Genomic DNA, 25,016 nt, shown 5'->3' with positions numbered 1-25,016 from the left:
TCCGGTGAGGGCCAAGGGCGGCCGGAGGAAGGCCGAATAGATTGTGAGGGCTGCCCGCAATGCCATCTTCGCTGACGCGTCAGTCGGCGTCCGTTTCCGAGTTTGACGAGTCGGGCGCCGGTGTCGCGATGACGTATGTCCCCTTCGCAGGCAGGGCGGCGACGAGTTCCCGCTTCCGTAGTTCCGTGATCGCGCGGCGCACGGTTCCGATGCTCACGCTGTAAAGCTCCGTCATGGCTCGCTCGCCTGGCAGGGCTGCACCTAGCGGCAGCTTGCCGGATGCGATCTCGGCAGCGATGGCGTCGGCAAGCTTTACGTACTCGTAGCGCGGGAGATCGCTCATCTGTAGTCGGCGCGCAGGGGGCAGCGGCATGACCGAGTCGACGGCAAACCCAGCAACCACTTCCGCGACGCCCTCCGCCACCCCCTCCCTGGCACCCCGGCTGCTGCCGTGGCCCTCGCCGGAAGGCAAGCCCTGCCTTCTCGTCGCCGACGACCACGGCAGCCGCTTGTCACGGCTGGCCGACGAGATGGAGGCCGTCCACTTGCCACGGGCCTCGACGTGCTCGACCACGCCCGCGACGTACTCGACGAATTCATGTCCACCTACGGCGAAGTGCGTTACGCCGGAATCAGGCTCGCCGAGTGCCTGAGCGACGCCCTGCGCGTGGCGAAGTCCCGCGGCTTGCGCCTTTCCGGCCCCGACGACTTCGACGACGCAACCGACACTCTCAAGACCGGCACTGTGCCAGGTGATCCCGATGCCGGCACTTCACACGCCGACTGGAGAACGCCTGCCTCACGTCGCGCCGTCGCCGTCCGCTAACACGTGCAGGGCTTCGGCGTAGTTGCGTGATCAAGTACCGAGGCCACACGACGACGTGGAACCCCTCAACGGCATCCTTTGACCGATCACCTCCTTGTGGTGTGCACATGTCGATGAGCTACCGTCATCAGGCCTGCACTACAACACGGGGGAGACTTGCGGTGGTTGAGACACCGAAGCAGATACTCGACATCAAGACAGCTGATCTGAAGGCGTCGGCTCCAACATTCCAGGAACAGAGCGCGGCGCTGCAGCTTGCCGCCAAGACTCTGGCGGAAAAGCTCGGTGAGCTCGGCACACCCTGGGGCGATGACGAGCAGGGATCGCAGTTCGCAGACACCTACCTGCCACACGTGAAACAGATCAAACAGTCGACCGGCATCCTGATCGACGGTCTGGCCAGCATTCACCTGGCAATGACGGACATGGCAGACGGGCACATCGAGAACGAGGCGCTGATCGCCGCCATGTTCGCAAGGGTCAAGGCTGACGGCGGGGCGCACGACGGCAGCGCCAAGTGAGCGTCGAGGAGACCGCCAAGGACGTCCTCATGAAGATGGGGATGTGGTGGCCGGACGCAAACTCGGGCAGTCTGCGCGCGGCGGCAGGGCACTGGCGTGACTTCGCTGACGCCGTCGATGACGTGTGCCGAATATCCAACGGCAAGGCTGCATCCCTCATCCGCAACAACAAGGGCGAGGCGATCGACGCCTTCGAGGTCTTCTGGAGCCGGTACCACAGGGAGTGCGCCCAGGGCTGGCTGGACGACCTGGCGGCAGTGGCACGTCAGATGGCAAAGGCGCTGGAGGAGTTCGCAGACGCAGTCGACGACGCGATCCAGCAGCTTTGGACAGAGATCGGGATCGCGGCAGCCACCATCGCAGCGGGCATCGGGCTGGCGGTCTTCACCTTCGGTCTCTCCACTGCCGCTTCGGCTGCCGCCGCAACCACCATCATCGAACTCGCAGCAGGGCTCGGAGTCACCGTATCGACGACTGTGGCCAATATCGCAGCGATCACGCTCACAGGAGTCGTCTTCGGCAGCATCGAGTCCGTGACGGTCGAGCTAGCGGTCGCTCAGCCCTTGAAGATCTCAACCGGCCTGCAGGACGGCTTCAATCTCTCCCAGGCGCAGGACGCCGCCGCCTACGGAGCCGTCTTCGGCGGCGCGCTCGGCGCGGGAGCCGGAACCGTACGAGCCGCATCGGACGCCGGCGGGTTCGTCAAGATGTTCCAGGGAATCCCGATCAACGTGCGGGGCCCCGAACTGGCCTACCCCAACGGGCACCTGCTGCTACGAGAGAGTGATTACAACGCATGGCCGCGCTCGAAGCGAAGAGGGCAGCTCAATCCACCGCAGCACAGGGCGGACATCGCGGGGGACGAGGGGAAGAACGGTTCGCACACCATAGACCGTCATGTGGACGTCACGACGCACTACCTGCGGGACCGGCTGCGAAATAATCCCGGCATGGGCGTGGCGTCCCGATATGTGGACGAAGCATCCGCGCAAAAGTTCACGGACGCCGCCATGATGGGTCACCAAAAGGAGATCACCGCCTGGCTCGCCGGAAACAAGAAGAAGTTTGATTTTTCGGCGCACTTCGACGAGTTCACGGGCGTGAGCATGACCCGGCACAACTTCCGGAACGGATTGCCGGTAGAATGGGTCAACGGCGTACAAGTGGTCCTGAAGCGCGACCCGTCGGCCGAATCAGGGTATCGGATCCTCACCTCATATCCCATTAACTAACACAGAAACCAGTTGAGACATCAATGACGTCGTACAGCGACCGCTTCAAGGAGCTGCGGAACCTGCTGCGTTCCTATGAGGAGACCGGTTACACCTTCGATGACACTCCCGATCACCCTGGAGTTGCGCTCGCTGCATTCTTGCGGCAGGCCGCCCGCCACCCGGGCCGGGCAGCCGCAGCGGCGGCCGAGATCGACGATCTCCTTTCAAGAGGGCTGTTCAGCGAAGAGATCGCGGACGATGTCGATCTGTTGCCTCACATCGCACCCCCCGTCGGTTCGAACGTAGAAGCATGCCTTCTCCTCGTCCGTCAGCACCTGGCTCATTTTCTTGAGGGCTCCGAGCCGCCCGCTCCAGTCGCACCCCAGACGACTTGGGAGTGGAAGGAACGCTTTCCAGAACTTGCACACTTCCTGAGCGCCTACTTCCATCAAGACTTCGATGTCGAGTACGCCTCGCACAGGGAGGCGGTCGATGATTATCTTGACGGCGTTTCAGAGGATGACCTGCGCACTGTCGCCGCGGAAATCCAACAATTTCTGGTCTTGAACGCGGATGACGTTTCCCTGCGTGAATCAAGTCAAACACTCGGTCTGCGTATCGGTCCACCAAAGGGCGTCTCCTTGCGGCGCTGGCTGAACGACGTCCGCGAGATAATCACTCATCGGAAGTAACCTCCTCGGCGATGTGGATCGGGAGGATTCACGCACCTCTGCAGGCCAGGGGCTCGGGAGAGAAGGTCAGCTCCGCGACGGCTCCACGGCACAAGTGGTCGTTGACGGCTTCGGCGGCACCACCTCCATTCACGATCCGAGCTGAGCGACGGGCCGAGGCCCGCGCGACCCCCGCTGCGCCGCGGACCGTCCTCGATCGTCGCAGCGAACTGGCAGGATGGAGGAACGGTGAACGCGGATCCCGTGACGACGAGGCTCCGCTGAGTGACCGGCCCCCGGGAAGGGCGGCCGGGCGGGACGCGGTGGGGAGCAGCAGCGGCTGATGGCCAGGGGCAGCGATGTCATGCTGAAGGACGTCCCCGACATCAAGGAGGACGCCCACGCCGGCGACTTCAAGGTCGCGCTGTCCCAGGGCTTCACAGATGCCGCCGCCGGATCGGTCGCCGACTACGTGGTCACCGAGCAGTTGGCCAAGGAGTTCGACAAGGCGCTCCGGCTGATCCGCGGCGCCGTGCGCAAGAACTCCTCGTACGCCGCCTATCTGCACGGCTCCTTCGGCGCGGGCAAGAGCCACTTCCTGACCGTGCTGCACGCCGTGCTCAACGGCGACCCTGCCACGCGGGGCAAGCAGCGTCTGCGTGAGGTGATCGTCGAGCACGACGACTGGCTGCCCGGGAAGAACTTCCTGATGGTGCCCTATCACCTGGTCGGCGCCGCGAACCTCGACTCCGCGCTGCTCGACGGCTACGTCAAGACGGTCCGCGCCAAACACCCGGACGCGCCCACCCCATCGGTGTACAAGGCGGACGCGCTGCTGGAGGACGCCCGTGCGCTGCGCGAGTCGCTCGGCGACGAGGCGTTCGCGTCGCTGCTGCCCACCGCCGCCACGACCCCCGCCGCCGACGACGGTCTGCGGCCCATCACCGCAGCCTCTGCCGACGACGAGGACCTGGCCCCCATCGGAGCCGTGGCCGCCATCCCGTGGACGGGTGCGGAGCTCGACGCGGCCTTCGCCGCACCCGCCGGCGACGCGCGCCGGACGCACCTGGTGTCGGCCCTACTCAGCGGCCCCATGAAGTCGTACGCCACCGGCAAGTCGGGTGACGCGCACGCTTTCGTGCCGCTGGACGACGGGCTCAGCGAGATCAGCAAGCACGCCCGGACCCTCGGCTACCACGGTGTGGTGCTCTTCCTCGACGAGCTGATCCTCTGGCTCCAGGCCCGTATGCGCGACCGCACCTGGGTGAACGAGGAGATCCAGAAACTCGTCAAGCTGATCGAGTCGGGCAACGCCGACCGGCCGGTGCCGATCGTCTCCTTCATCTCCCGCCAGCGTGACCTCTCCCAGCTCGTCGGCAAGGACATCCTCGGCTCCGACGTGCAGAACATGGAGCAGGCGCTGGAGTACCTGAAGGACCCTTCACCGTCATCAATCTGGAGGACCGCAACCTTCCGGAGATATCAAGGAGCGGGTGCTGCGGGCCAGGGCGGGCAAGGAAGAGGTGCTGGAGAGCGCCTTCGCCGGTATCGACCGGTCCAATCAGCAGGTCAAGGACGTCCTACTGGACGACCAGGGGGCCACCAACGCCGACTGGAACGACTTCCGCGCCGTCTACCCGCTCTCGCCCGCCCTGCTGAACGTGCTGGTCGCGCTGTCCGGCGCGCTCCAGCGCGAACGCAGCGGTCTCAAACTGGTCCAGCAACTGCTGGAGAGTAACGCCACCGCACCACTGGGCCGGCTCATTCCGCTCGGCGACCTGTGGGACGTCCTCGTCGACGGCACGGGCGCAGTCTTCACCGAGTAGCTCAAGCACGAGTCCGACGCGGTGGAGAAATTCCACCTCAGGGTCCGCCAGTACCTGCTGGAGCAGTACGGCCGCGAGGCCCCCCCGGACCTCATTGCCGACGACCGCTTCGTCAAGACCCTGCTGCTGGCCGCACTTGCCCCCGACGTGCCCGCCCTGCGCAGGCTCACCGGCACCCGGCTCGCCGCGCTCAACCACGGCTCGGTACGGTCGCGGACCGTGCCGCCCGGCGACAAGGTCGCCGAGCGGATGCAGAGCCTGCAGGGCAAGTTCCACAGCGAACTGCTCGCTGAGGGCCGCTCCGACCCGATGTCCTCACTGCATCTGTCCGACCTGGACGTCGAGCCGCTGCTCGACGCCGTCGCCGGAGAGGACAGGGTGGGCACGCGCCGGGTGTGAGTGCGGGACCAGCTGTGGGAGCAGTTCGGCGTCAAGGAGGGACTGTTCGACGAGAAGGAGATCCTCTGGCGGGGCACCCGGCGCACGGTCGAGTTCGTGTTCGGGAATGCGGGAGACCCGCGTGAGCTGGCGGACGAGCGGTTCACCCCGCCCGAGGACGGCCGGGTCTGCTTCGTTGTCGACTATCCCTGGGACGACGAGACCCACCGCTTCTTCAGCTATGACTTCCAGCGGGTCACCAAACTGCAGGAGAACCTCGAAGCTCCCACCCTGGTGTGGCTGCCGGACTTCTTCTCCGAACAACGCAAGGCACAGCTCGGCCGGCTGATGCGGATCAACTTCCTGCTGGAACGCAACCGGCTGGACGAGTACACCCGCACCTACGCGCCCGACGACCGGGTCGAGGCCAGGCGTCAGCTCGAACTCGGGCGCGACACGCTCACCAGCACCCTCGTTGCCGCGCTCGGCGAGGTGCACGGCATCTCCCAGCCGCGGGAGGGCACCACCGCCGCCGAGGTGGTCGACGGCCGCCACGTCCTGTCGCTCGAGCCGAGGTACCCGCGCCCCGAACTCGAGGGCGGCAAGTCGTTCGCGGACAATGTGCAGCACCTCGCCGACGGAATGTTCGGCGCCTGCCACGCCAAGCACCCGGACTTCGGCACCGACCGCCACGGGCAGCGGAAGGCCGTCACCCCGGGCGAACTGCGTACCGCCCTCGAATGGATCACCAAGGCCATGGACGAGGACGGCCGGGTGGAGGTGGAGCCGAAGGACCTCGCGACCGTCAAACGGATCGTGGAACCACTCGAGCTCGGCACCGTCCACGACGGCCCGCTGGTGCTGCGCGCCGACTGGCGCACCCGCATCAACCAGGCAGCCGCGCAGCACGGTGAGCGAGATGAGCTCGCCGTCGAGAACATCCGCCGCTGGATCACCGAGAAGCCCCTCGAGTACACCGGCCTCGACCGGCAGACCAGCAACCTGCTGATCACCGCGTACGCGCTCCTCGACGACCGCGCCTGGGCGCTCAACTCCGGGGCGGAGAACACCGCACCCGAGCTCTCCGCGATCGGTCCCGGCTGGTCGCTGCGCTCCCAGCCGCTGCCTGGCGAAGCGGAGTACGACAAGGCCCGCGAGCGTGCCGCACGCCTTTTCGGCGTGCCTGCCAAGGCCCACCCGTACGCGCGGAACGTCAACAAGCTCGCTGGGGAAGTACGCGCCAAGGCGGACGAGTTCGAGAAAAACGTGGCCGGGGTGCGGGCCGCACTGGAGCGACACGCCGGACTACTCGGCACTGAAACCGGCACCGGCACCGATACCACCGGACCGCGAGCCGCCATACTGCGCGAGGCCGCCGGCCTGCTTGCCAGGCTCGGCCGACACGGCAGCGACGCGACCGGCCTCGTGAAGGAACTTGCCGCGGCGGCGTACACGACACCGGACCGCGAGCTGGCGCTGACGAGGGCGGGCGGGCACGCTGGAGCGGTTTCGGGGCCGGGCGCCAGGCCGTAGAAGGTGGCCCTGGCGGAGGGATACGCCAGGGCCGCGTGCCGTGTTGGCTTGCTGAGGCGCTCTACAGCGTCAGGTCGCCTGGGCCTGGTCGTAGACCGACTTGGCCTCGGGGCCGAAGTACGGGCCGAACATGCGGTTCGGCAGGAACCGGTAGCCGAAGCTGTTCACCGAGACCTGGAGGCCGGTGCCGGTGGCCTCGTCGAAGGACTCGAACCAGGGGCCGCCACTGGAGCCGCCCGTCATGTTGCAGCCGAGGCTGTGGTCCTGGGAGAACAGGAAGTCCTTCGAGCTGTTGCCGCTGCAGTGGATCAGCTTGCTGCCGTCGTACGGATCGGCCGCCGGGAAGCCGAAGGCGTACATGGCCTTGTTGTAGCCGCCGTTGAACTTCAGGCCCTGCGCCCCGACCGTCTCGGCGAGGGTCCTGCCGTTCAACGGGGCGACGACGGCTGCGCCCACGTCGTAGTTGATGTCCTCGCTCGCCGCCCACTGCTGCGTGGCGAACGTCTTCGTCGCGCTCCACCGGCCGTACGGAGCCTGGCCGTTGTCGTAGCCGGGGACGAAGATCCAGTCGGTGTGCCAGGAGCCCTGGTACTTCACGCAGTGGCCGGCGGTCATGACCGTGCTGCCGTTCTGGCTGGTGACCGAGTTGCCGGAGCAGGAGGCCGTACGGCCCTGGAAGGTGAAGAACACCCGGCCTGAGGTCTTCACCACCGCGCCGCCCCCGGTCCACGGGCCGCCGGCCTGCGGGAAGGAGGTCGGGCCGATGATGGTTTCCGCCCCGACGGCGGCCGGCACGGGAGCCCGGACGGAGCCGGGGGTGACGTGGATCAGGTCGAGCGGGGTGGCGCCGCGCATCCGCTCGGCGGTCCAGAAGCCGTCGGCCGCCTGCTGCGGGGCGAACGACGAAGGTGCGGGGGCCGGGGGCGGGGCGGCGCCGGCGGAGGTGGTGGACAGGGCCCCGGCGAGCAGGGCGCCGACGGCGGTCAGGACCGTGGCGGCAAAGCGGTGGCGTCTCACGCATGTCTCCTTCTGCCGTGCCCGCCCGCGGACGTGCTCGGGCGGGGAGGGGGGCGAGGCGGTGCGGATCGGCGTGCGTGAGGCAGAGTGCCACGAATCCCGTAATTATGTCAGGGGCGCGTCAACAACTTGGCCATGCAGCGGCTGCTCTCGTACTCCCGGTAGTAGCCGAATTTCGGGCACGGCTCGTAGCCGCTGGAGGCGTAGAGCGCGATCGCCTCCGGCTGCATGTCACCGGTCTCCAGCACCATGCGGATCCGGCCGGCCGCACGGGCGTCCTCCTCCAGCGCGGCGAGGATGCGGCGGGCCAGGCCCAGGCCGCGGGCCTCGGGGATCACATACATGCGCTTGAGCTCGGCGTCGCCGTCCGAGTACCCCTCCGGGTTCGCGTCCTGGGTGCGCCAGCCGCCGGTCGCGAGGGGACGGTCCCGGTTGTCGTAGGCGATGAGATAAAGGCCACGCGGCGGTACGAACATCGACGGGTCGAGCGGCGTGGCGTCACCGTCGTCCCCGTAACGCTGGACGTACTCGAGCTGGACCTGGTCGTTGAGCTTCACCGCGTCCGGGTGATCGAAGCCCACAGTTCTGACATGCATGCCGGAAAGCGTACGTGTATGCGAATGGCGTCTGCCGGTATGGTGCCGGGATGCTCACCGTGACCTCCGTAAATGTGAACGGTCTCCGGGCCGCCGCGAAGAAGGGCTTCGTCGAGTGGCTGGCGACGACCGCCGCCGACGCGATCTGCCTCCAGGAGGTACGCGCCACCGCCGACCAGCTGCCGGCCGAGGTGCGCGACCCCGACGGCTGGTTCACGGTGCACGCCCCTGCCGCGGCGAAGGGCCGCGCGGGCGTCTCCCTCTACACACGGCGGGAACCCGACGCGGTGCGGATCGGCTTCGGTTCGAGCGAGTTCGACGGCAGCGGCCGGTACGTCGAGGCCGACCTGCCGGGTGTCACGGTCGCCAGCCTGTACCTGCCGTCCGGTGAGGTCGGCACGGAGCGGCAGGACGAGAAGATGCGCTTCATGGGCGAGTTCCTGCCGTACCTGAAGGAGCTGCGGGCCCGCGCGGCGGCCGACGGCCGCGAGGTCGTCGTCTGCGGTGACTGGAACATCGCGCACCGCGAGGCCGACCTCAAGAACTGGAGGGGCAACCGGAAGAGCTCCGGCTTCCTGCCCGAGGAGCGGGAGTGGCTCGGCCGCGTCTTCGACGAGGCCGAATACGTGGACGTGGTCCGCGCCCTCCACCCCGACCAGGAGGGCCCGTACAGCTGGTGGTCCTACCGCGGCCGCGCCTTCGACAACGACACCGGCTGGCGCATCGACTACCAGGTGGCGACGCCCGGTCTGGCCGGGCGCGCGGTGAAGGCGTGGGTGGAGCGGGCGGCGACGCACGGCGAACGGTGGTCCGACCACGCGCCCGTGACGGCGGTCTACGAGAACTGACGCCGCGGCGAGGGCAGTCGCGGTCCACGGGGACTGATGTCGCGTCAAGGGCAGTCGGCGGCCCACGGGACCGACGCCGGCGGCTCAGGGGAACTGGCCTCGCCGGCAGGGGAGTGCACACGGAAAGGACGCACCCGGCGTGTGCGGGTGCGTCCCTTGTCCGTCGGGCCCGAGGGCCTACGCCGCCCCGTCAGGCGTCGTAGTCCTCGAGCCTGTCACGGCGCTCACGCATCGCGTCCTCGCCGCGTTCCTGCATGGACTCCCGGGACCGGCCGCCCTGCTGCTCGCGGCCCTGCATCCGTTCGGAGACCTCCTCCTTGGCGCGGCGTGCGCGCTGCGACTGGTCTCCCTTGCCGGACTTCTGCTTCGCCTGGTCCGCGATCTCGTTGGCCTTGTCCTTGAACTGGTCTGAGATGCCCATGGAATGTCACTCCTATGAGGGGTTTGGGGGCCGGGGGCAGTGCTGCCTCCCGGGGCTGCGACCAGCCTGGCACGCACCGACAAACCACGCATTTCGATCAGTGACGCTCAGTGGCTCTCCGTACGAACGGCCTCGTCAGCGGCCCCGCCGGCCCCCACGAGCCCCGTCGAGACCGAGCCGAGACGCGGCTCGAAACGGCGCATCTCGCGCTGTCCCACCGTGCCGATGAGCGACGGGAGGTACCCGCGGATCGACTGCATCCCGCGCAGCCACCACTGTCCGTACACATGCGCGGAACGGCGCTCGATGCCCGCCACGATCCGGTCCACCGCCGGGCCCAGCGGGTACGTCCGGTTCGACGGCCACGGCAGCCGCTGCCGCAGCTCCCGCATCACGTCGTCCTGGTCGGCCCCACGCACCATGTCGGTGTCGGTCCAGGACAGATAGCCGACGCCGACCCGTACGCCCCGGTGGCCGACCTCCGCCCGCAGGCTGTGCGCGAACGCCTCCACACCCGACTTCGACGCGCAGTACGCGGACATCATGGGGGCGGGGGTGATCGCGGCGAGGGACGCGATCTGGAGGAAGTAGCCGCGACTCTCCATCAGTACGGGGAGGAACGCCCGGCCCGTCACGGCACTTCCGATCAGGTTGACCTCGATCACCCGCCGCCACGAGACCGGGTCGGAGTGCAGGAACGGACCGCCCGTTGCCACGCCCGCGTTGGCGACCGCGATGTCGACCTTGCCGAAGCGCTCCTTGACCTCCTGCGCCACCCGCGCCATCGCCTCGTGGTCGGTGACGTCCGCGTGCCAGTGGTCGGCCTCGGTGTGCAGCCGGGCCGCGACCTTCTTCAGCTCGTCGGGTTCGAGACCGACGAGCGCCACCTTCGCGCCGCGCGCGGAGAGTTTGCGCGCCAGCAGCTCGCCGACGCCCCGCGCCGCGCCGGTGACGACCGCGACCTGCCCCTCCAGGCTCACCTTGCTCATGCGGCCTTCTCCTTCACGTCCAGGTATGTTCCGGCCAGCTCACGGATCTTGGCGGTGACGGCCTCCGGGGCCTCCACCGGTGTCATGTGGCCCGCCCCGGTGAGCCGTGCCAGCTCGAGGCACTGGGGGAGGGCGGCGGCGATCCGCTCGGCGTGCACGATCGGAGTGAGCCGGTCGGCCGTGCCGCCGATGACGATCGCGGGAACGTCCAGCCCCCGCACCCCCTCGTCCAGGTCGAGTTCACCGAGGACGTGCGACCAGGCCACCCGCACGGCGCGCGGGCAGGCGTGGACGATACGGGCGCACGCGTCCACCCGATCCGGCGCCGAACCGGGGCCCATGGTCGCGTACTTGAGGATGCGCCGGGAGACGGGTGTGACCGGGCCGAGCGGGGCGCGGGCCCCGAGGATCAGATGCGTCAGCCTGGTGCGCAGCCGCCCCGGCCGCATCGGCAGCACCAGCGACTCGTCGACGAGCCGCGCGCTGCCCGTGCTGCACAGCAGCACGGCGGCCGCGTGCTCCCGGAAGCCGGCCCGTCCGGAGGCGGCCATCATCGTCATGCCGCCCATGGAGTGGCCGGCGAGCACGGCCTTCTCGCCCGGTGCGAGGACGGCCGCGAGCACTGCCTCCAGGTCGTCGGCCAGCCGGTCGGTGCCGACGGGCCCGGCCGGCGTACGGCCGTGGCCGCGCTGGTCGTAGACCACGACGCGGTGGTCCGTCGCCAGGTCCCGTATCTGCGCGGCCCAGAAGAGGGTGGAGCAGGTCCAGCCGTGGGCCAGGACGACGACGGGCGCTCCCTCGGGGCCGTGCACCTCGACATGAATGCGTGATTCGTCGGCGGAGACGGCGGTCAGTTCGCGGTCGGCGACGGGCGGGGTGTCGCCGCCGTGCAGCAGCCGGGGGTACCTCCCAGGCCGGAGGCTCTGGGGGATCATGCGACGGCCTCCGTGTCCTTCGCGCTCTTCGTGCCGCTCGAGCTCTCGGCGCCGCTCGTCGCCGCGACCGGCTTCCGGCGGGCGGCGGCCCTGATGACCTCGTACTCGGAGAGGTCCACGTGCCGGGTCGCGCTGCGGAACTCGGTCGTGGTGCCGGGCCAGATGGTGGTGTTGCGGCCACTGGCGTCCAGGTACCAGCTGGTGCAGCCACCGGTGTTCCACACGGTCCGTTTCATCCGCTCCTGCACGCGGCGGTTCCACGCGTGGACGGAGGAGGGACGGGCCGCGAGTGCGGAGCCCTCGCCGAGGAGGTTCAACTGCCGCATGTAGTCGGCCATGTAGTTCAGCTGGGACTCGATCATCAGGATCATGGAGGAGTTTCCGAGCCCGGTGTTCGGGCCGATGATCGTCATCCAGTTGGGGAAGCCGGCCGCGGTCGCGCCGCGCAGCGACTCCATGCCGTCCTTCCACGCCTCGGCCAGCGTGATGCCCTCCGCGCCGACGACCCGCTCGGCGATCGGCATGTCGGTGACGTGGAAGCCGGTGCCGAAGACGATCGCGTCGACCTCGGTCTTTGTGCCGTCCGCCGCGACGACCGTGGAGCCGCGCACTTCCTTGAGGCCCGAGGCGACGACGTCCACATTGGGCTGCGCGAGCGCCGGGTAGTAGGTGCTGGAGAGCAGGATGCGCTTGCAGCCGATGCGGTACGAGGGCGTCAGCTTGGCCCGCAGTGCCGGGTCCTTGATCGCCTTGCGCATGTTGGCCTTGGCGAGCTGCTCGACGAGGCCGAGCTCGTTGGGGCGCTTGGTGAACGCCTGGACCTGGAGCTCCCTGATGCCCCACAGCAGTCCGCGCCGCGCGGTTCCGGTGAACGGAAGCTGCCGGTGCAGCCAGCGCTCCGCGCCGGAGATCTTCCGGTCGACACGCGGCATCACCCACGGAGGGGTGCGCTGGAAGAGCGTGAGCTTCGCGACCTCGGGCTGGATCGAGGGCACGATCTGGATCGCGGACGCGCCGGTGCCGATCATCGCGACCCGCTTGCCGCGCAGGTCGTAGTCGTGGTCCCAGCGGGCCGAGTGGAAGATCTTGCCGGGGAAGCCGTCGAGCCCCGGGACGTCGGGCATCTTGGGGTCGGACAGCGGACCGGTCGCCGAGACCACGACGTCCGCGGTGAGTGTGCCCCGGGAGGTCTCGATCTCCCAGCGCAGTTCCTCCGTGTCCCAGCGCATCATCAGCACCTCGTGCTCCAGGCGCAGGTGCGGGCGGAGCCGGAAGGTGTCCGTCACATGCTCCAGGTACGCGCGGATGTGCTCCTGGCCGGAGAAGGTGCGGGGCCACTCGGGGTTGGGCGCGAAGGAGAACGAGTACAGATGCGAGGGCACGTCGCACGCGCAGCCCGGATAGCTGTTGTCCCGCCAGGTGCCGCCCACCGAGTCGGCGCGCTCCAGGACGACGAAGTCGGTGATTCCCTCGCGGCGCAGCCGGACGGCCGCCCCGAGGCCACCGAATCCGGATCCGATCACCGCCACCCGTACGTGTTCGTGCTGCTGCTGGCCCATGCCGCCGCCTCCCGCTGGAACGTCCCGTGCCGAACCCGAAAACACTGCCAGCAATCACTGGCATGGTTGGGAGGGTAGAGCAGCGCCCTACCGAGCGGTAGGGGTCGGGCCCGACAAGTTACCGGCGGTACAACATAGGCTGCCGGTGTGACGGAAGCGCGCGAGTACCGCATGGAGGAATTGGCCAAGGAGGCCGGGATCACGGTGCGCACCCTGCGCTTCTACCGTGAGCGCGGGCTGATACAGCCGCCGCGCCGGGAGGGCAGGATCGCCTGGTACGACGAGCACCACCTGGCCAGGCTGCGGACCATCGCCGCCATGCTGGAGCGCGGCCACACCCTCAACGGCATCGCCGACCTGGCCGCCACCATCGAGAGCGGCCGGGACGTCGGCGAGGTCCTGGGCCTCGGCGAACCGACCGAGGAGACCCCGGTCCGCCTCACCCCCGAGGCGCTCGCCGACTACTTCGAGGGCGAGGTCACCGTGGAGAACCTGGCCACCGCGCTCGAACTCGGCTATCTCGCGACCGACGGCGACGAGATCGTCCACATCAGCCGTCGTCTGCTGGACGTCTCGGCCGCGCTGGTCCGCGAAGGCGTCCCGCTCGCGGACGTGCTGGAGGCCGGCCGCCAGGTGCGCGTGCACGCGGACGCCCTGGCCGAACTGTTCATCGGCGTACTGACCGAGCACAGCGCCGACGACCGGTTGGAGAAGCTGCGCCCGCTCGCGAAGGCCGTCGTCGACGCGGAGCTGTCCATGGCGATGGACCGCCGCCTGCGCAGACCTCCCCAGCCCTGAGACACACCCGGAACGGCCCGGGCGCCCGCGCCGCCCGCGCTCCGTCAGCGCGGCGGCAGTGGGGGCCGGCGCAGGTCGGGGGCGCCGGAGTAGTCCGGCGGTTCGGCGGCGGGTGCCGCCTTCAACATGTCCAGCGCGAGCCGGATCGCGTCGTCGAGGCCCACATGGCGCCCTTCGGCCCAGTCCAGCGGGGTGCGCAGGGCGTCCAGGTCCGGTTCGACGCCGTGGTTCTCGATCGACCAGCCGTACGCGTCGAACCACGCCGCGTTCATCGGCACCGTGATCACCGTGCCGTCGCCCAGGCGGTGGCGGCCCGTCATGCCGACCACGCCGCCCCAGGTGCGGGTGCCCACGACCGGGCCCAGGCCCTGCAGCTTGAACGCCGCCGTGATCATGTCCCCGTCCGACGAGGTCGCCTCGTCGGCGATCGCGACGACCGGCCCGCGCGGGGCGTTGGAGGTGTAGGACACCGGCTCCGCGTTGCGCGTCAGGTCCCAGCCCAGGATCTTGCGGGTGAGCTTCTCGATGACCAGCTCGCTGATGTGGCCGCCCGCGTTGCCGCGCACGTCCACGATGAGCGCGGGCCGTGAGACCTCCATGCGCAGATCGCGGTTGAACTGCGCCCAGCCGGAGCCACCCATGTCGGGGATGTGCAGATAGCCGCACTTGCCGTCGCTCAACTCCCGCACGACGGCACGCCGTTTGGCGACCCAGTCCTGGTAGCGCAGCGGCCGCTCGTCGATCAGCGGGACGATCGCGACCCGGCGGTGGCGGCCCTCGTCCCCCGCGGGCAGGAACGTCAGCTCGACCGTCGTGCCGCCCGCCGCGGCGAGCATCGGGTACGGCCCGCTCACCGGGTCGACCGGCCGGCCGTCGACGTGGGTGAGGACCGCGCCCTCCCTGATGCCCGTACCGGCCAGCGGCGAGCGGGCCTTGGAGTCGGAGGAGTTACCCGGAAGGATGCGTTTGACCACCCATTTCCCGTCCCGGCACACCAGGTTGGCGCCGAGCAGGCCGATGGCCCGCTGGTAGTGCGGCGGACCTTCGTTGCGCCGCGCCCCGGTGACGTACGCGTGGGAGGTGCCCAGCTCGCCGAGGACCTCGCGCATCAGGTCGGCGAACTCGTCGGGGGAGGCCACCCGTTCGACCAGGGGACGGTACTGCTCCAGCACCCCCTGCCAGTCGATGCCGCACATGTCCGGTTCCCAGAAGTAGTCCCGGATGATGCGGCCGGCCTCGTCGTAGGCCTGCCGCCATTCCGAGACCGGGTCCACCTCGTGCAGGATGCGGCGCATGTCGAGATAGACGGTGGAGTCGCCGTCGCCCGTCTCCGTGGCGGGCACGGCGCGCAGGTCGCCCTCGTCGACGACGACGAGACGGGTGCCGTCGCCGCTGACCGCGAACCAGTCCAGATGGCCGACCAGTTCGGTCCTGCGGGCCTTGGAGATGTCGAAGTGCTCCAGCGTCGGCCGGCCCGAGGTGTCGGCCGGGTTGACGAACGTCTCGCCCAGGGCGCCGGAGATGGGCCAGCGCAGCCAGACGAGACCGCCGCCGGCGACCGGGTGCAGTGCCGAGTACTTGGACGCGGCGACCGGGAACGGCGTCACCCGGTTCTCCAGGCCCTCCGTCTCCACGAGGACCGTCTTGTCGGAGGACTCCTCCAGCGGGTCGAGCCCGCCGGCGGCGGGCCGGCCCTCCGGCGTCAGCGCGAACGGCGAGGGGGTCGCCGAGGACAGCGGCACCAGATACGGGCGGCAGCCGAGCGGGAAGGACAGATCGCCGGTGTGCACGTCGTAGACGGGGTCGAAACCGCGCCAGGAGAGGAAGGCGAGGTAGCGGCCGTCGCTCGTGAAGACCGGGTTCTCGTCCTCGAAACGGCCGTCGGTGACGTCCACGATCGTCCGGTCGGCGATCCTGGCCATCCTGATCTGCCGCAGCGACCGTCCGATGCCGGGGTGTGACCACGTCAGCCAGTTCCCGTCGGGTGAGAAGGACAGGTCGCGGACGGGCCCGTTGGCCGAGCGGACCAGCTCCGTCACCTCTCCCGTGGACACCTCCGTGGTGTCGATGAGGAGCAGCCGGCCGTCGTGGGAGGTGATGGCGATCCGTTCGCCCTCGGTGTCGGCCACCAGCTCCAGCACGCGCCCGAGCTCCCCGGACGCCAGCCGCCGCGGCTCGCGGTCGCCGGTCGCCCGCGGCAGGTAGGCGATCTCGACGGCGTCCTCGCCGTCCGCGTCGGTGACGTAGGCGACCTGGCCGCCACTGCCGAGCATCTCCGGCAGCCGTACCCGTACACCCGGGGTGTCCGCGATGGTGCGGGCGGGCCCGTCGCGGTGGGTGAGCCAGTACAGGCTGCCGCGTACGTTCACAGCACTGGCCCGCCCGGTCTCGTCGACGGAGATCGCGTTGACGTTGCCGGCGGCCGGCACCTGGTACGTACGGCGTCCGGCGCGCGGTCCGCCGAGCCGCACGTCCAGCTTGCGCGGCACGGCCTCCGGGGAGGTCAGGTCCTCGACGATCCACAGGTCGCCGGCGCACTGGTACACGACGCGGCGGCCGTCGCTCGAGGCGTGCCGGGCGTAGAAGGCGTCGTGGTCGGTGTGGCGCAGCAGGCCGGTGCCGTCGGGGCGGCAGGAGTACAGGTTTCCGACGCCCTCGTGGTCGGAGAGGAAGGCGATCCGTCCGTCGTCCTCCGACCACCTGGCCGAGTCGCTGCCGCGGATGAACATCGGGCAGTCGAGGTGGCCGTCGAGGTCGGGAAGCAGCCGCTCGCCGTGGAGCCACAGCCGGCCCGTCGCCCCGCCCCGGTAGCGCTTCCACGCGGCGGGCTCGTGCGGCGGCTTGCCGGTGAGCAGCAGGGTGCGCCGCTCGCAGCCGGTGCCGCCGGCCTGGGAGGGGCCCTCGGACTCGTCGGTGACGGCGATGTCGGAGACCGGCCCCCAGGGGAGCCGGCCGCCGGGGGAGCCGTCGGTCGGAACGCTGTAGGCCCAGGAGAAGTAGGAGAACGGCTGGCCGTGCGAGGACACGGCGAGGATCTGTCCGTCGGGCGTCCAGCCGCAGACCCGGGTGTCGGTCGAGCCCCAGTAGCTGAGTCTGCGCGCGGGCCCGCCGTCGACGGGTGCCAGATGGATCTCCGGGTCGAGGCTGCGCCAGTTCGTGTACGCGATGTGGGTGCCGTCGGGGGAGAAGCGCGGGTGGCCGACTCTGGTGCGGTCCACGGTCAGCCGCCACGCCCGGCCCGGCCGGTGCCCCTGCGGCACCAGCGGTGCGACCCACAGGTCGTCCTCGGCGGCGAAGCACAGCAAGTCTTCGTAGAGATGCGGGAAACGGAGATACGCCACGTCGTCACTCACCCCCCAATGCTTTCCGCGCCGTGGGGGCGCGGCAACTTGTGGGCCGGGGTGAATTCGCCTCGGGTACCGGCGCGGCACCGGCGCGGCCGGCCGGCGGATGCCGTGACCGAGGCCACAAGCGAAACGGTTTCGTTTCGACAGGGCGGGCGGGTAGCCTCGAAGTGTACGAAACAGTTTCGTTCGATCGACTGCGACCCGGGAGGCCGTCGTGACACGCAGCCGGCTCACCCCGGAGCGCGAGGCAGAGCTGTACGAAGCGGTGCTCGACCTGCTCCGCGAGGTCGGTTACGACGCCCTCACCATGGACGCCGTGGCGGCCCGTACGCGCTCCAGCAAGGCCACGCTCTACCGCCAGTGGAAGAGCAAGCCCGAGCTGGTCGCCACGGCGCTCAAGCACAGCAAGCCGGTGCAGGTCGGCGACATCGACACCGGCACCCTGCGCGGCGACTTCCACGCCATGATCGGACGGACCGACGACCGTCAGATGGAGAAGGACTCCGCGCTGATGCGGGGTCTGGCCCAGGCGATCCACGCCCATCCGGATCTCCACGACGCCCTGCGCGAGCTGCTGGTCGAGCCGGAGATCACCGGCCTCGACGCGCTGCTGCGCCGGGCCGTGGACCGGGGCGAGGTCAGCGCGGACAACCCGGCGCTGGGGTACGTACCGCACATGCTGGTCGGCGCGTTCGTCGTCCGGCAGCTGATCGAGGACCGCACACCCGACCAAGCCTTCCTCACCGACTACCTCGACGCCGTGGTCCTCCCCGCTCTCGGCGTCTGACCTCCCCGGGTCGCCCCCTCTCCCCACCGCACCACCGCACAGCACCTGACGCGCGCCGCTCTCGTCGTCGGGCCGGCTCCCCATGCCCTGTACGCCCTCATCAACGGGAGTAGCCCTCGTGGCCACGTTTCTCTACAAACTCGGACGGTCCGCCTTCCGGCGGCGTCGTCTCGTCGCCCTGCTGTGGGTGGCACTGCTGGCGCTGGCCGGAGTCGGCGCCGCCACCGCGCCCACCGCCACCTCCTCGTCCTTCTCCATACCGGGGACGGAGGCCCAGAAGGCCTTCGACCTGCTCGAGGAGCGCTTCCCCGGCGGCAGCGCCGACGGCGCCACCGCCCGGGTCGTCTTCAAGGCCCCCGACGGCGGGAAGATGACCGAGGCGGGCCACAAGGCCGAGGTGGAGAAGGCCGTCGCCGACCTGAAGGCCGGCTCCGACCAGATCGCCTCCGTCACCGACCCGTACGCCGCCCGGGCCGTCTCGCAGGACGGCTCCACCGCGTACATCTCGGTCACGTACAAGGTCAACGCGATGGAGCTGACCGACGACACGCGAGAGGCGCTCAAGGAGACCGGCACCGGGGCGCGCGACGCGGGGCTGACGGTGGAGATCGGCGGTGACGCCCTGCAGACGATGCCCGAGCAGGGAGCCGGCGAGATCATCGGTGTGGTCGTCGCGGGCATCGTCCTCGTGATCACCTTCGGTTCCATGGTCGCCGCGGGACTGCCGCTGCTCACCGCGATCATCGGCGTCGGTATCGGCATCTCCACGATCACCGCGCTGGCGAACGTCCTCGACCTCGGCTCCACCACCTCGACCCTCGCGATGATGATCGGTCTGGCCGTCGGCATCGACTACGCGCTCTTCATCGTCTCCCGCTACCGCGCCGAGTTGGCGGAGGGCCGGGAGCACGAGGAGGCGGCCGGGCGGGCCGTCGGCACGGCCGGCTCCGCGGTGGTCTTCGCCGGCCTGACCGTCGTCATCGCCCTGGTCGGCCTCGCCGTCGTCAACATCCCGATGCTCAGCAAGATGGGCTTCGCCGCGGCCGGCACCGTCGTCATCGCCGTCCTCATCGCCCTCACGCTGATCCCGGCGCTGCTCGGCTTCGCGGGCAAGCGCGTCCTCGGCCGCAAGGCCCGCAAGGGCCTGCCGGTCTCGGACAAGCCGAACGCCGGAACCCGGTGGGCGCGCTTCGTGCTGCGCCGGCCGGTGACCGTGCTGCTCGCCGGTGTGCTCGGCCTCGGCGCCATCGCCGTGCCCGCCGCCTCCCTGGAGATGGGCCTGCCCGACGACGGCGCGAAGCCCACGAGCACCACCGAGCGCAAGGCGTACGACCTGCTGTCCGACGGCTTCGGGCCCGGCTTCAACGGACCGCTGCTGGTGGTCGTCGACGGTGACAAGAGCGCCGCGGACCGCACGGCCGAGGTGATCAAGGGCCTCGACGGCGCCGTCGCCGTCACCCCGCCGACGCTCAACAAGGCCGGCGACACCGCGATGATCACGGTGATCCCCGAGGACCGGCCGTCCTCGGTCGAGACCGAGGACCTGGTCCACGACATCCGTGACAGGAGCGGCGACGAGGTGCTCGTCACCGGCGCCACCGCCATGAACATCGACTTCTCGCAGAAGATGAACGACGCGCTGCTGCCCTACCTGGCGCTCGTCGTCGGTCTCGCCTTCCTGCTGCTGATGGTGGTCTTCCGGTCGGTCCTGGTACCCCTCAAGGCCGCCCTCGGCTTCCTGCTGTCGGTGGTCGCGGCGCTCGGTGCGGTCGTGGCCGTCTTCCAGTGGGGCTGGCTGGGCTCGCTGTTCGGCGTCGAGCAGACCGGCCCGATCATGTCGATGATGCCGATCTTCATGGTGGGTGTCGTCTTCGGTCTCGCCATGGACTACGAGGTCTTCCTGGTCACCCGGATGCGGGAGGCGTACGTCCACGGCGAGCGGCCCGGAGAGGCGATCGTCACCGGTTTCCGGCACGGGGCCCGCGTGGTCACCGCCGCCGCGGTCATCATGATCGCCGTCTTCTCCGGCTTCATCGGCTCCAGCGAGCAGATGGTCAAGATGATCGGCTTCGGTCTCGCGATCGCCGTCTTCTTCGACGCGTTCGTGGTCCGCATGGCGATCGTGCCCGCCGTGCTCGCGCTGCTGGGCCACAAGGCCTGGTGGCTGCCCCGCTGGCTCGACCGGGCGCTGCCCGACGTCGACGTGGAGGGCGAGAAGCTGCGGAAGGAGCTCGCCTCCGGACCGGGTGACCCGGACGAGGACCGCCAACTGGTCCGCGTCTGAGTCCACGGGGACTCCGGGGGTCCCCGGTGGCGCGGCCCGGCCGCGCCACCCGGGGAGCGGACCCCCGGCGTCCGTGCCGGCACCGTGGGGACGGGGGCCGGTACGGACCGTGGCCGTATCCGCCGGGCATGGGGCCGGCGGATACGGCCACTTTTGTGCGTCGGGGCAATCGCCGGCCGGGCAGCGCTGTGGCACCGCCGCCCGGCGCCTCAGAGTGCCGGGGTCGCCACCGCGTAGGTGTGCTGGAGGAACCGGATCAGCGTCTTCGCGTCGAACTGGACGACGGCGACACCGTCGGTCGTGTGGAACTCGATGATGGCCTGGACCCGGCCGCACGGCCAGATTCCGATGTCCCCGTCCCGGGTGGGCGCCCGCAGCCCCGACTCGAGGAGCGCACGCGGGAACGTCCACTCCCGGCCGCTGGGGAACGCGAAACTGACGGTTCCGGGGTTCTCCGCGGGGTCGTAGGTCAGGAAGACACGCACAGGTCGGTGCTGAGGAGCGTCGGTGACGATCCGGCCACTTGCCTGCTCTTTGACGGCGTGCGACATCGGCAAGCTCCTCACACTCATCCGCTTTGTCTCTAATGTCCCATATTTAGGGCAGAGCGCTCCGCCTTCATCTGTCCGCTCCATGTGTGTGACCAATGCGCTCTTGCAAGTCGTTTGCAGCTGGGCACTATCATTGAGCAGTTGTTCATCTGTCCGAAGCGGAGCTCTCCATGCATGTCCCCGACGGATTCATCAATACGCCCGTCTCGGTGGCCGCCGGAGTCGTCGCCGCCGGAGCGGTCGCCGCCGGCCTCCGCGGCGCCCGCCGGGAACTGGGCGCCTGTGAGGCCGCGCTGCCCGGCGCCGACCGCACGGCGCCGCTCGCGGGCCTGGTCGCCGCGTTCGTCTTCGCCGTTCAGATGCTCAACTTCCCCGTCGCCGCCGGCACCAGCGGGCATCTGCTCGGCGGGGCGCTGGCGGCCATCCTCGTCGGGCCGTTCACCGGCGTGCTCTGCATCGCCGTCGTGCTGCTGATGCAGGGCATCCTCTTCGCCGACGGAGGCCTCACCGCCCTGGGCGTCAACATCACCGTCATGGGCGTCGTCACCGTCCTCGTCGCGTACGGCCTCTTCCGCGGCCTGGTCAAGGTCCTGCCGCGGACCCGCCGCTCGGTGACCGCCGCGTCCTTCGTCGCCGCGCTGGTCTCCGTGCCCGCGTCGGCGGCGGCCTTCACCCTGGTCTACGCGGTCGGCGGGGTCACCGAGGTGCCCGTCGGCTCGGTCCTCACCGCGATGGTCGGCGTCCACGTCCTCATCGGCGTCGGCGAGGCCGTGATCACCATGCTGACCGTGGGCGCCGTCGTCGCCGTACGGCCCGACCTCGTGTACGGGGCCCGCGGCCTGTCCACGCCGCTCAAGCTCCGCGTCGGCGGCGAGCTGGTCGACGCGCCCGCCGCCCGCCCCGCTCCGGCCGCCGCCCGCTCGCCGCGCCGTCTGTGGCTCGGCGGCCTGGTGACCAGTCTCGTTCTCGCGGGCTTCGTCTCCTTCTACGCCTCCGCCAGCCCCGACGGCCTGGAGAAGGTCGCCGCCGACAAGGGCTTCGACGCTTCGGCGAAGGAGCACGCGGCCGCCGGCTCCCCGCTCGCGGACTACGGCGTCAAGGACGTCGAGGACGCCCGCCTCTCCGGCGGCCTCGCCGGTGCGATCGGCGTCGGCGCGACCGTGGCCGTCGGCACCGGCGTCTTCCATGTGGTGCGCCGCCGGCGGGACACGGCCGGCGAAGAGTGCACCCCAGTGCAGAGCTCCGTCTGAGCGGGGGCGGCCTCGGACATGGGTGCGGGACACGCGCACAAGCTCTACCGGCACGGCCACTCGCCGGTGCACGCGCTGCCGGCGCACTGCAAGCTGCTCGCCGTCCTCGGCTTCGTGCTGGTCGTCGTCTCCACCCCGCGCGAGGCCGTCTGGGCCTTCGGGCTGTACGCGGTGCTGCTCGGGTCGGTCGCGGCCGTGGCCCGCGTCCCGGCGGGCTTCCTGCTGAAGCGGCTGCTGATCGAGATCCCGTTCGTGGCGTTCGCGCTGCTGATGCCCTTCGTGGTGCCCGGCGAGCAGACGGAGGTGCTGGGGATCCCGCTCTCCGTCCCCGGCCTGTGGGGCGCGTGGAACATCCTCGCCAAGGGAACGCTCGGCGTCGCCGCCTCCGTGCTCCTCGCCTCGACCACCGAGCTGCGCTCGCTGCTGCTGGGCCTGCAGCGGCTGCGCCTGCCGTCGCTGCTGGTCCAGATCGCCTCCTTCATGATCCGCTACGGCGACGTCATCGCCGACGAGATGCGCCGGATGTCGATCGCCCGCCGCTCGCGCGGCTTCGAGGCGCGCGGCGTACGCCACTGGGGCGTGCTCGCCAAGTCCGCCGGTGCCCTGTTCATCCGCTCCTACGAGCGGGGCGAGCGGGTGCACCTCGCGATGGTCAGCCGCGGCTACACCGGAACGATGCCGGTCCTCGACGATGTGCGGGCGACCCGGGCCCAGTGGTCGTCCGCCGCCGCACTGCCCGTGACCGCGCTCGCGGTCTGTCTGCTGGGATGGACGCTATGACTGCTTCGGACGCCGTGAGCCCTTCGTCGAGTCCTTCGCTGGACGTACGCGGGCTCGCGTACGCCTACCCCGACGGCCACCAGGCCCTGTTCGGCGTCGATCTGACCGTCGGGCGCGGCGAGCGGGTGGCCCTCCTCGGTCCCAACGGCGCCGGCAAGACCACGCTCGTCCTGCACCTCAACGGCATCCTGACCGGCGGCGTGGGCTCCGTCGCCGTGGCCGGGCTGCCGGTCGACCGGAAGAACCTCGCGGAGATCCGCCGCCGTGTCGGCATCGTCTTCCAGGACCCGGACGACCAGCTGTTCATGCCGACGGTCCGGGAGGACGTGGCCTTCGGCCCGGCGTCGGCCGGCATGCGCGGCGACGAGCTGGAGGCCCGGGTCACGACCGCGCTGACCCGCGTCGGCATGGACGGCTTCGCCGACCGGCCCCCGCACCACCTCTCCTTCGGGCAGCGCCGCAGGGTCGCCGTCGCGACCGTGCTCGCGATGGAGCCGGAGATCCTGGTGCTCGACGAGCCGTCGTCGAATCTGGACCCGGCCTCGCGCCGTGAACTGGCCGACATCCTGCGCTCGCTGGACGTCACCGTGCTGATGATCACCCACGACCTGCCGTACGCCCTGGAGCTGTGCCCGCGGTCGGTGATCCTCAGCGGCGGCGTCATCGCCGCGGACGGCACCACCCAGGAGCTGCTGAGCGACGACGGGCTGATGCGCGAGCACCGGCTGGAGCTGCCCTTCGGCTTCGACCCGAGGTCCGTGACAATAGGCGCGTGAACACGGAGCGCGGACAAGAGGACCGGGGCGGGGCGGCGGGGGCGTCGCTGCTGCTCGACGACCAGTTGTGCTTCGCGCTGTACGCGGCGCAGCGGGCGGTCACGGCCGCCTACCGGCCGCTGCTCGCCGAGCTCGGCCTGACCTACCCGCAGTACCTCACGATGCTGGTGCTGTGGGAGCGCGGCGAGATTCCCGTCAAGGAACTGGGCTCCGCGCTGCGGCTCGACTACGGCACGGTCTCGCCGCTGCTCAAGCGGCTGGAGGCGGCGGGTCTGGTGCGGCGGGAGCGTTCCGCGGCCGACGAGCGTTCCGTGCGGCTGGTGCTGACGGACCAGGGCGAGGCGCTGCGCGAACGGGCGGCGCGGGTGCCCGCCCAGCTGCTGGTGAGCACCGGTCTGGAGGGTGCCGAGATCGCCCGGCTCCGGGCCGACCTGCACCGCCTGGCGGAGACGGCCGTGCGGGCCGCCCCGGAGTAATCGGAAGATCGGCCCCTCCGATACATTGTGCGCGATGTAATTCCGTAATTCCGCGACGAATTCACGCGCCGGAGCACGCGATGCGGACCCGCCGGCGCACGCACATCGGGGACGCAGCATGAGCCAACAGGCCGACACCTCCGGCACGGCCGGCAGCTACGGCGCGGCCGACACCCGCCCGACGAAGATCATGTACGTGGCTGAGGCCACCGCCCACGGCGGCCGCGACGGCTATGTGACCAGCCACGACGGCCGGATCGAACTACGCCTCGCCATGCCGCCCGCGCTCGGCGGCGACGGCAACGGCACCAACCCGGAACAGCTCTTCGCCGCCGGCTACAGCTCCTGCTTCCACAACGCCCTGGTGCTCGTCGGCCGCCGCGCTGGTCTCGACCTCAGCGGCTCCACCGTCGCCGCCAAGGTCGGCATCGGCCCCAACAACGCGCGCGGTTACGGCCTCGCGGTCGCCCTCAACGTCTCGTTGCCGCTCATCGACCAGGACCTCGCCTCGCGGCTCGTGGCCGCCGCCCACCAGGTCTGCCCGTACTCCAACGCCACCCGCGACAACATCGACGTCTCCATCGTGCTCAGCTGACCCGGCCCGGCCGCCCCGGGCGCGGAGTGGTCTGCACC

At 70.0% G+C, this 25,016-nt stretch carries 25 protein-coding genes; 16 read left to right on the top strand and 9 right to left on the bottom strand.

Annotation, left to right across the window (positions count from 1 at the left end; translation table 11 throughout):
• Window positions 1-79: 79 nt before the first annotated feature.
• Window positions 80-574 (bottom strand): winged helix-turn-helix domain-containing protein, encoded by a 495-nt coding sequence (locus OGH68_RS36430; RefSeq protein ID WP_413470985.1) that lies wholly within the window; start codon window positions 572-574, stop codon window positions 80-82.
• Here OGH68_RS36430 and OGH68_RS36425 point away from each other — a divergent pair.
• The 7 genes from OGH68_RS36425 (at window position 563) to OGH68_RS14735 (ending at window position 6,969) form a co-directional block, all read left to right on the top strand.
• Entirely contained in the window at window positions 563-826 is a 264-nt protein-coding gene (locus tag OGH68_RS36425) for a hypothetical protein (RefSeq protein WP_413470984.1), read from the top strand. The genes OGH68_RS36430 and OGH68_RS36425 overlap by 12 nt on opposite strands.
• Before the next feature lie 161 nt (window positions 827-987).
• Window positions 988-1,347, top strand: a complete 360-nt coding sequence (locus OGH68_RS14760; RefSeq protein ID WP_264244292.1) for a hypothetical protein — start codon at window positions 988-990, stop codon at window positions 1,345-1,347.
• Window positions 1,344-2,579, top strand: coding sequence for an RNase A-like domain-containing protein (locus OGH68_RS14755; protein ID WP_264244291.1), 1,236 nt, complete (start codon window positions 1,344-1,346; stop codon window positions 2,577-2,579). Before OGH68_RS14760 ends, OGH68_RS14755 begins: the two co-directional genes overlap by 4 nt.
• 23 nt (window positions 2,580-2,602) lie before the next feature.
• Window positions 2,603-3,253, top strand: coding sequence for a contact-dependent growth inhibition system immunity protein (locus tag OGH68_RS14750; protein ID WP_264244289.1), 651 nt, complete (start codon window positions 2,603-2,605; stop codon window positions 3,251-3,253).
• Window positions 3,254-3,575: 322 nt separating this feature from the next.
• Entirely contained in the window at window positions 3,576-4,970 is a 1,395-nt protein-coding gene (locus OGH68_RS14745) for a hypothetical protein (protein WP_264244287.1), read from the top strand.
• A 109-nt stretch (window positions 4,971-5,079) separates the two neighbouring features.
• On the top strand, window positions 5,080-5,457 hold the full coding sequence (locus tag OGH68_RS14740) for a hypothetical protein (protein ID WP_264244284.1): 378 nt from the start codon (window positions 5,080-5,082) through the stop codon (window positions 5,455-5,457).
• Window positions 5,458-6,969 (top strand): hypothetical protein, encoded by a 1,512-nt coding sequence (locus OGH68_RS14735; RefSeq protein WP_264244282.1) that lies wholly within the window; start codon window positions 5,458-5,460, stop codon window positions 6,967-6,969.
• Between the two features lie 69 nt (window positions 6,970-7,038).
• On the opposite strand, the gene OGH68_RS14730 is transcribed toward OGH68_RS14735, so the two are convergent.
• A complete protein-coding gene (locus tag OGH68_RS14730) occupies window positions 7,039-7,986 on the bottom strand; it encodes a trypsin-like serine peptidase (protein ID WP_264244280.1) in 948 nt (315 codons plus the stop codon).
• A gap of 110 nt (window positions 7,987-8,096) precedes the next feature.
• Window positions 8,097-8,582, bottom strand: a complete 486-nt coding sequence (locus OGH68_RS14725; RefSeq protein WP_264244277.1) for a GNAT family N-acetyltransferase — start codon at window positions 8,580-8,582, stop codon at window positions 8,097-8,099.
• A 50-nt stretch (window positions 8,583-8,632) separates the two neighbouring features.
• Between OGH68_RS14725 and OGH68_RS14720 the strand changes: the two genes are divergently transcribed.
• A complete protein-coding gene (locus tag OGH68_RS14720) occupies window positions 8,633-9,430 on the top strand; it encodes an exodeoxyribonuclease III (protein ID WP_264244273.1) in 798 nt (265 codons plus the stop codon).
• A gap of 190 nt (window positions 9,431-9,620) precedes the next feature.
• On the opposite strand, the gene OGH68_RS14715 is transcribed toward OGH68_RS14720, so the two are convergent.
• The 4 genes from OGH68_RS14715 to OGH68_RS14700 form a co-directional block, all read right to left on the bottom strand.
• A complete protein-coding gene (locus tag OGH68_RS14715; protein WP_264244270.1) occupies window positions 9,621-9,851 on the bottom strand; it encodes a hypothetical protein in 231 nt (76 codons plus the stop codon).
• Window positions 9,852-9,958: 107 nt separating this feature from the next.
• Window positions 9,959-10,840, bottom strand: coding sequence for an SDR family oxidoreductase (locus OGH68_RS14710; protein ID WP_264244267.1), 882 nt, complete (start codon window positions 10,838-10,840; stop codon window positions 9,959-9,961).
• On the bottom strand, window positions 10,837-11,775 hold the full coding sequence (locus OGH68_RS14705; protein WP_264244264.1) for an alpha/beta fold hydrolase: 939 nt from the start codon (window positions 11,773-11,775) through the stop codon (window positions 10,837-10,839). Before OGH68_RS14705 ends, OGH68_RS14710 begins: the two co-directional genes overlap by 4 nt.
• Window positions 11,772-13,334 carry a flavin-containing monooxygenase gene (locus OGH68_RS14700; protein ID WP_264244260.1) on the bottom strand — a complete coding sequence of 521 codons (1,563 nt, stop codon included), beginning with the start codon at window positions 13,332-13,334 and terminating at the stop codon, window positions 11,772-11,774. The genes OGH68_RS14705 and OGH68_RS14700 overlap by 4 nt, the downstream gene beginning before the upstream one ends.
• A 171-nt stretch (window positions 13,335-13,505) precedes the next feature.
• On the opposite strand from OGH68_RS14700, the gene OGH68_RS14695 reads away from it, so the two are divergent.
• Window positions 13,506-14,132 carry a MerR family transcriptional regulator gene (locus tag OGH68_RS14695; protein WP_264250088.1) on the top strand — a complete coding sequence of 209 codons (627 nt, stop codon included), beginning with the start codon at window positions 13,506-13,508 and terminating at the stop codon, window positions 14,130-14,132.
• 44 nt (window positions 14,133-14,176) lie between these two features.
• Here the strand turns inward: OGH68_RS14695 and OGH68_RS14690 are convergent, their stop codons facing one another.
• The gene (locus OGH68_RS14690; protein WP_264244256.1) at window positions 14,177-17,485 is read right to left on the bottom strand and encodes a S41 family peptidase; all 3,309 of its coding nucleotides are present in this window, start codon (window positions 17,483-17,485) and stop codon (window positions 14,177-14,179) included.
• Window positions 17,486-17,693: 208 nt separating this feature from the next.
• Between OGH68_RS14690 and OGH68_RS14685 the strand changes: the two genes are divergently transcribed.
• Both OGH68_RS14685 and OGH68_RS14680 read left to right on the top strand, forming a co-directional pair.
• On the top strand, window positions 17,694-18,266 hold the full coding sequence (locus tag OGH68_RS14685; protein WP_264244253.1) for a TetR/AcrR family transcriptional regulator: 573 nt from the start codon (window positions 17,694-17,696) through the stop codon (window positions 18,264-18,266).
• A gap of 118 nt (window positions 18,267-18,384) precedes the next feature.
• A complete protein-coding gene (locus tag OGH68_RS14680) occupies window positions 18,385-20,550 on the top strand; it encodes an MMPL family transporter (protein WP_264244249.1) in 2,166 nt (721 codons plus the stop codon).
• Window positions 20,551-20,759: 209 nt separating this feature from the next.
• Here OGH68_RS14680 and OGH68_RS14675 read toward each other — a convergent pair whose 3' ends face one another.
• A complete protein-coding gene (locus OGH68_RS14675; protein WP_264244245.1) occupies window positions 20,760-21,101 on the bottom strand; it encodes an SsgA family sporulation/cell division regulator in 342 nt (113 codons plus the stop codon).
• Window positions 21,102-21,271: 170 nt separating this feature from the next.
• Here OGH68_RS14675 and OGH68_RS14670 point away from each other — a divergent pair, with 170 nt between their 5' ends.
• The 5 genes from OGH68_RS14670 (at window position 21,272) to OGH68_RS14650 (ending at window position 24,978) form a co-directional block, all read left to right on the top strand.
• Window positions 21,272-22,351 (top strand): energy-coupling factor ABC transporter permease, encoded by a 1,080-nt coding sequence (locus OGH68_RS14670; RefSeq protein WP_264244243.1) that lies wholly within the window; start codon window positions 21,272-21,274, stop codon window positions 22,349-22,351.
• 18 nt (window positions 22,352-22,369) lie between these two features.
• Window positions 22,370-23,131 carry a cobalt ECF transporter T component CbiQ gene (gene cbiQ / locus OGH68_RS14665; protein ID WP_264244242.1) on the top strand — a complete coding sequence of 254 codons (762 nt, stop codon included), beginning with the start codon at window positions 22,370-22,372 and terminating at the stop codon, window positions 23,129-23,131.
• Window positions 23,128-23,907 carry an energy-coupling factor ABC transporter ATP-binding protein gene (locus OGH68_RS14660; protein WP_264244240.1) on the top strand — a complete coding sequence of 260 codons (780 nt, stop codon included), beginning with the start codon at window positions 23,128-23,130 and terminating at the stop codon, window positions 23,905-23,907. The genes cbiQ and OGH68_RS14660 overlap by 4 nt, the downstream gene beginning before the upstream one ends.
• A complete protein-coding gene (locus tag OGH68_RS14655) occupies window positions 23,904-24,383 on the top strand; it encodes a MarR family winged helix-turn-helix transcriptional regulator (protein WP_264244238.1) in 480 nt (159 codons plus the stop codon). The genes OGH68_RS14660 and OGH68_RS14655 overlap by 4 nt, the downstream gene beginning before the upstream one ends.
• A 118-nt stretch (window positions 24,384-24,501) precedes the next feature.
• Window positions 24,502-24,978 (top strand): organic hydroperoxide resistance protein, encoded by a 477-nt coding sequence (locus OGH68_RS14650; RefSeq protein WP_319020207.1) that lies wholly within the window; start codon window positions 24,502-24,504, stop codon window positions 24,976-24,978.
• Window positions 24,979-25,016 lie beyond the last annotated feature (38 nt).

The organism is Streptomyces peucetius (assembly GCF_025854275.1).
Classification (GTDB): Bacteria; Actinomycetota; Actinomycetes; order Streptomycetales; family Streptomycetaceae; genus Streptomyces; species Streptomyces peucetius_A.
The sequence above is the reverse complement of the archived record's forward strand: the minus strand, read 5'-3'. Positions and strand labels throughout refer to the sequence as shown.

What these genes read in the sequence shown, in the direction of transcription:
- OGH68_RS14695 (WP_264250088.1), top strand. Translation starts at nt 13,506, where the DNA reads ATGGAGGAATTGGCCAAGGAGGCCGGGATCACGGTGCGCACCCTGCGC.
- OGH68_RS14675 (WP_264244245.1), bottom strand. Translation starts at nt 21,101, where the DNA reads ATGTCGCACGCCGTCAAAGAGCAGGCAAGTGGCCGGATCGTCACCGAC.
- OGH68_RS14660 (WP_264244240.1), top strand. Translation starts at nt 23,128, where the DNA reads ATGACTGCTTCGGACGCCGTGAGCCCTTCGTCGAGTCCTTCGCTGGAC.
- OGH68_RS14745 (WP_264244287.1), top strand. Translation starts at nt 3,576, where the DNA reads ATGGCCAGGGGCAGCGATGTCATGCTGAAGGACGTCCCCGACATCAAG.
- OGH68_RS14670 (WP_264244243.1), top strand. Translation starts at nt 21,272, where the DNA reads ATGCATGTCCCCGACGGATTCATCAATACGCCCGTCTCGGTGGCCGCC.
- OGH68_RS14725 (WP_264244277.1), bottom strand. Translation starts at nt 8,582, where the DNA reads ATGCATGTCAGAACTGTGGGCTTCGATCACCCGGACGCGGTGAAGCTC.
- cbiQ (WP_264244242.1), top strand. Translation starts at nt 22,370, where the DNA reads ATGGGTGCGGGACACGCGCACAAGCTCTACCGGCACGGCCACTCGCCG.
- OGH68_RS14650 (WP_319020207.1), top strand. Translation starts at nt 24,502, where the DNA reads ATGAGCCAACAGGCCGACACCTCCGGCACGGCCGGCAGCTACGGCGCG.
- OGH68_RS14720 (WP_264244273.1), top strand. Translation starts at nt 8,633, where the DNA reads ATGCTCACCGTGACCTCCGTAAATGTGAACGGTCTCCGGGCCGCCGCG.
- OGH68_RS14710 (WP_264244267.1), bottom strand. Translation starts at nt 10,840, where the DNA reads ATGAGCAAGGTGAGCCTGGAGGGGCAGGTCGCGGTCGTCACCGGCGCG.
- OGH68_RS14715 (WP_264244270.1), bottom strand. Translation starts at nt 9,851, where the DNA reads ATGGGCATCTCAGACCAGTTCAAGGACAAGGCCAACGAGATCGCGGAC.
- OGH68_RS14705 (WP_264244264.1), bottom strand. Translation starts at nt 11,775, where the DNA reads ATGATCCCCCAGAGCCTCCGGCCTGGGAGGTACCCCCGGCTGCTGCAC.
- OGH68_RS14750 (WP_264244289.1), top strand. Translation starts at nt 2,603, where the DNA reads ATGACGTCGTACAGCGACCGCTTCAAGGAGCTGCGGAACCTGCTGCGT.
- OGH68_RS14700 (WP_264244260.1), bottom strand. Translation starts at nt 13,334, where the DNA reads ATGGGCCAGCAGCAGCACGAACACGTACGGGTGGCGGTGATCGGATCC.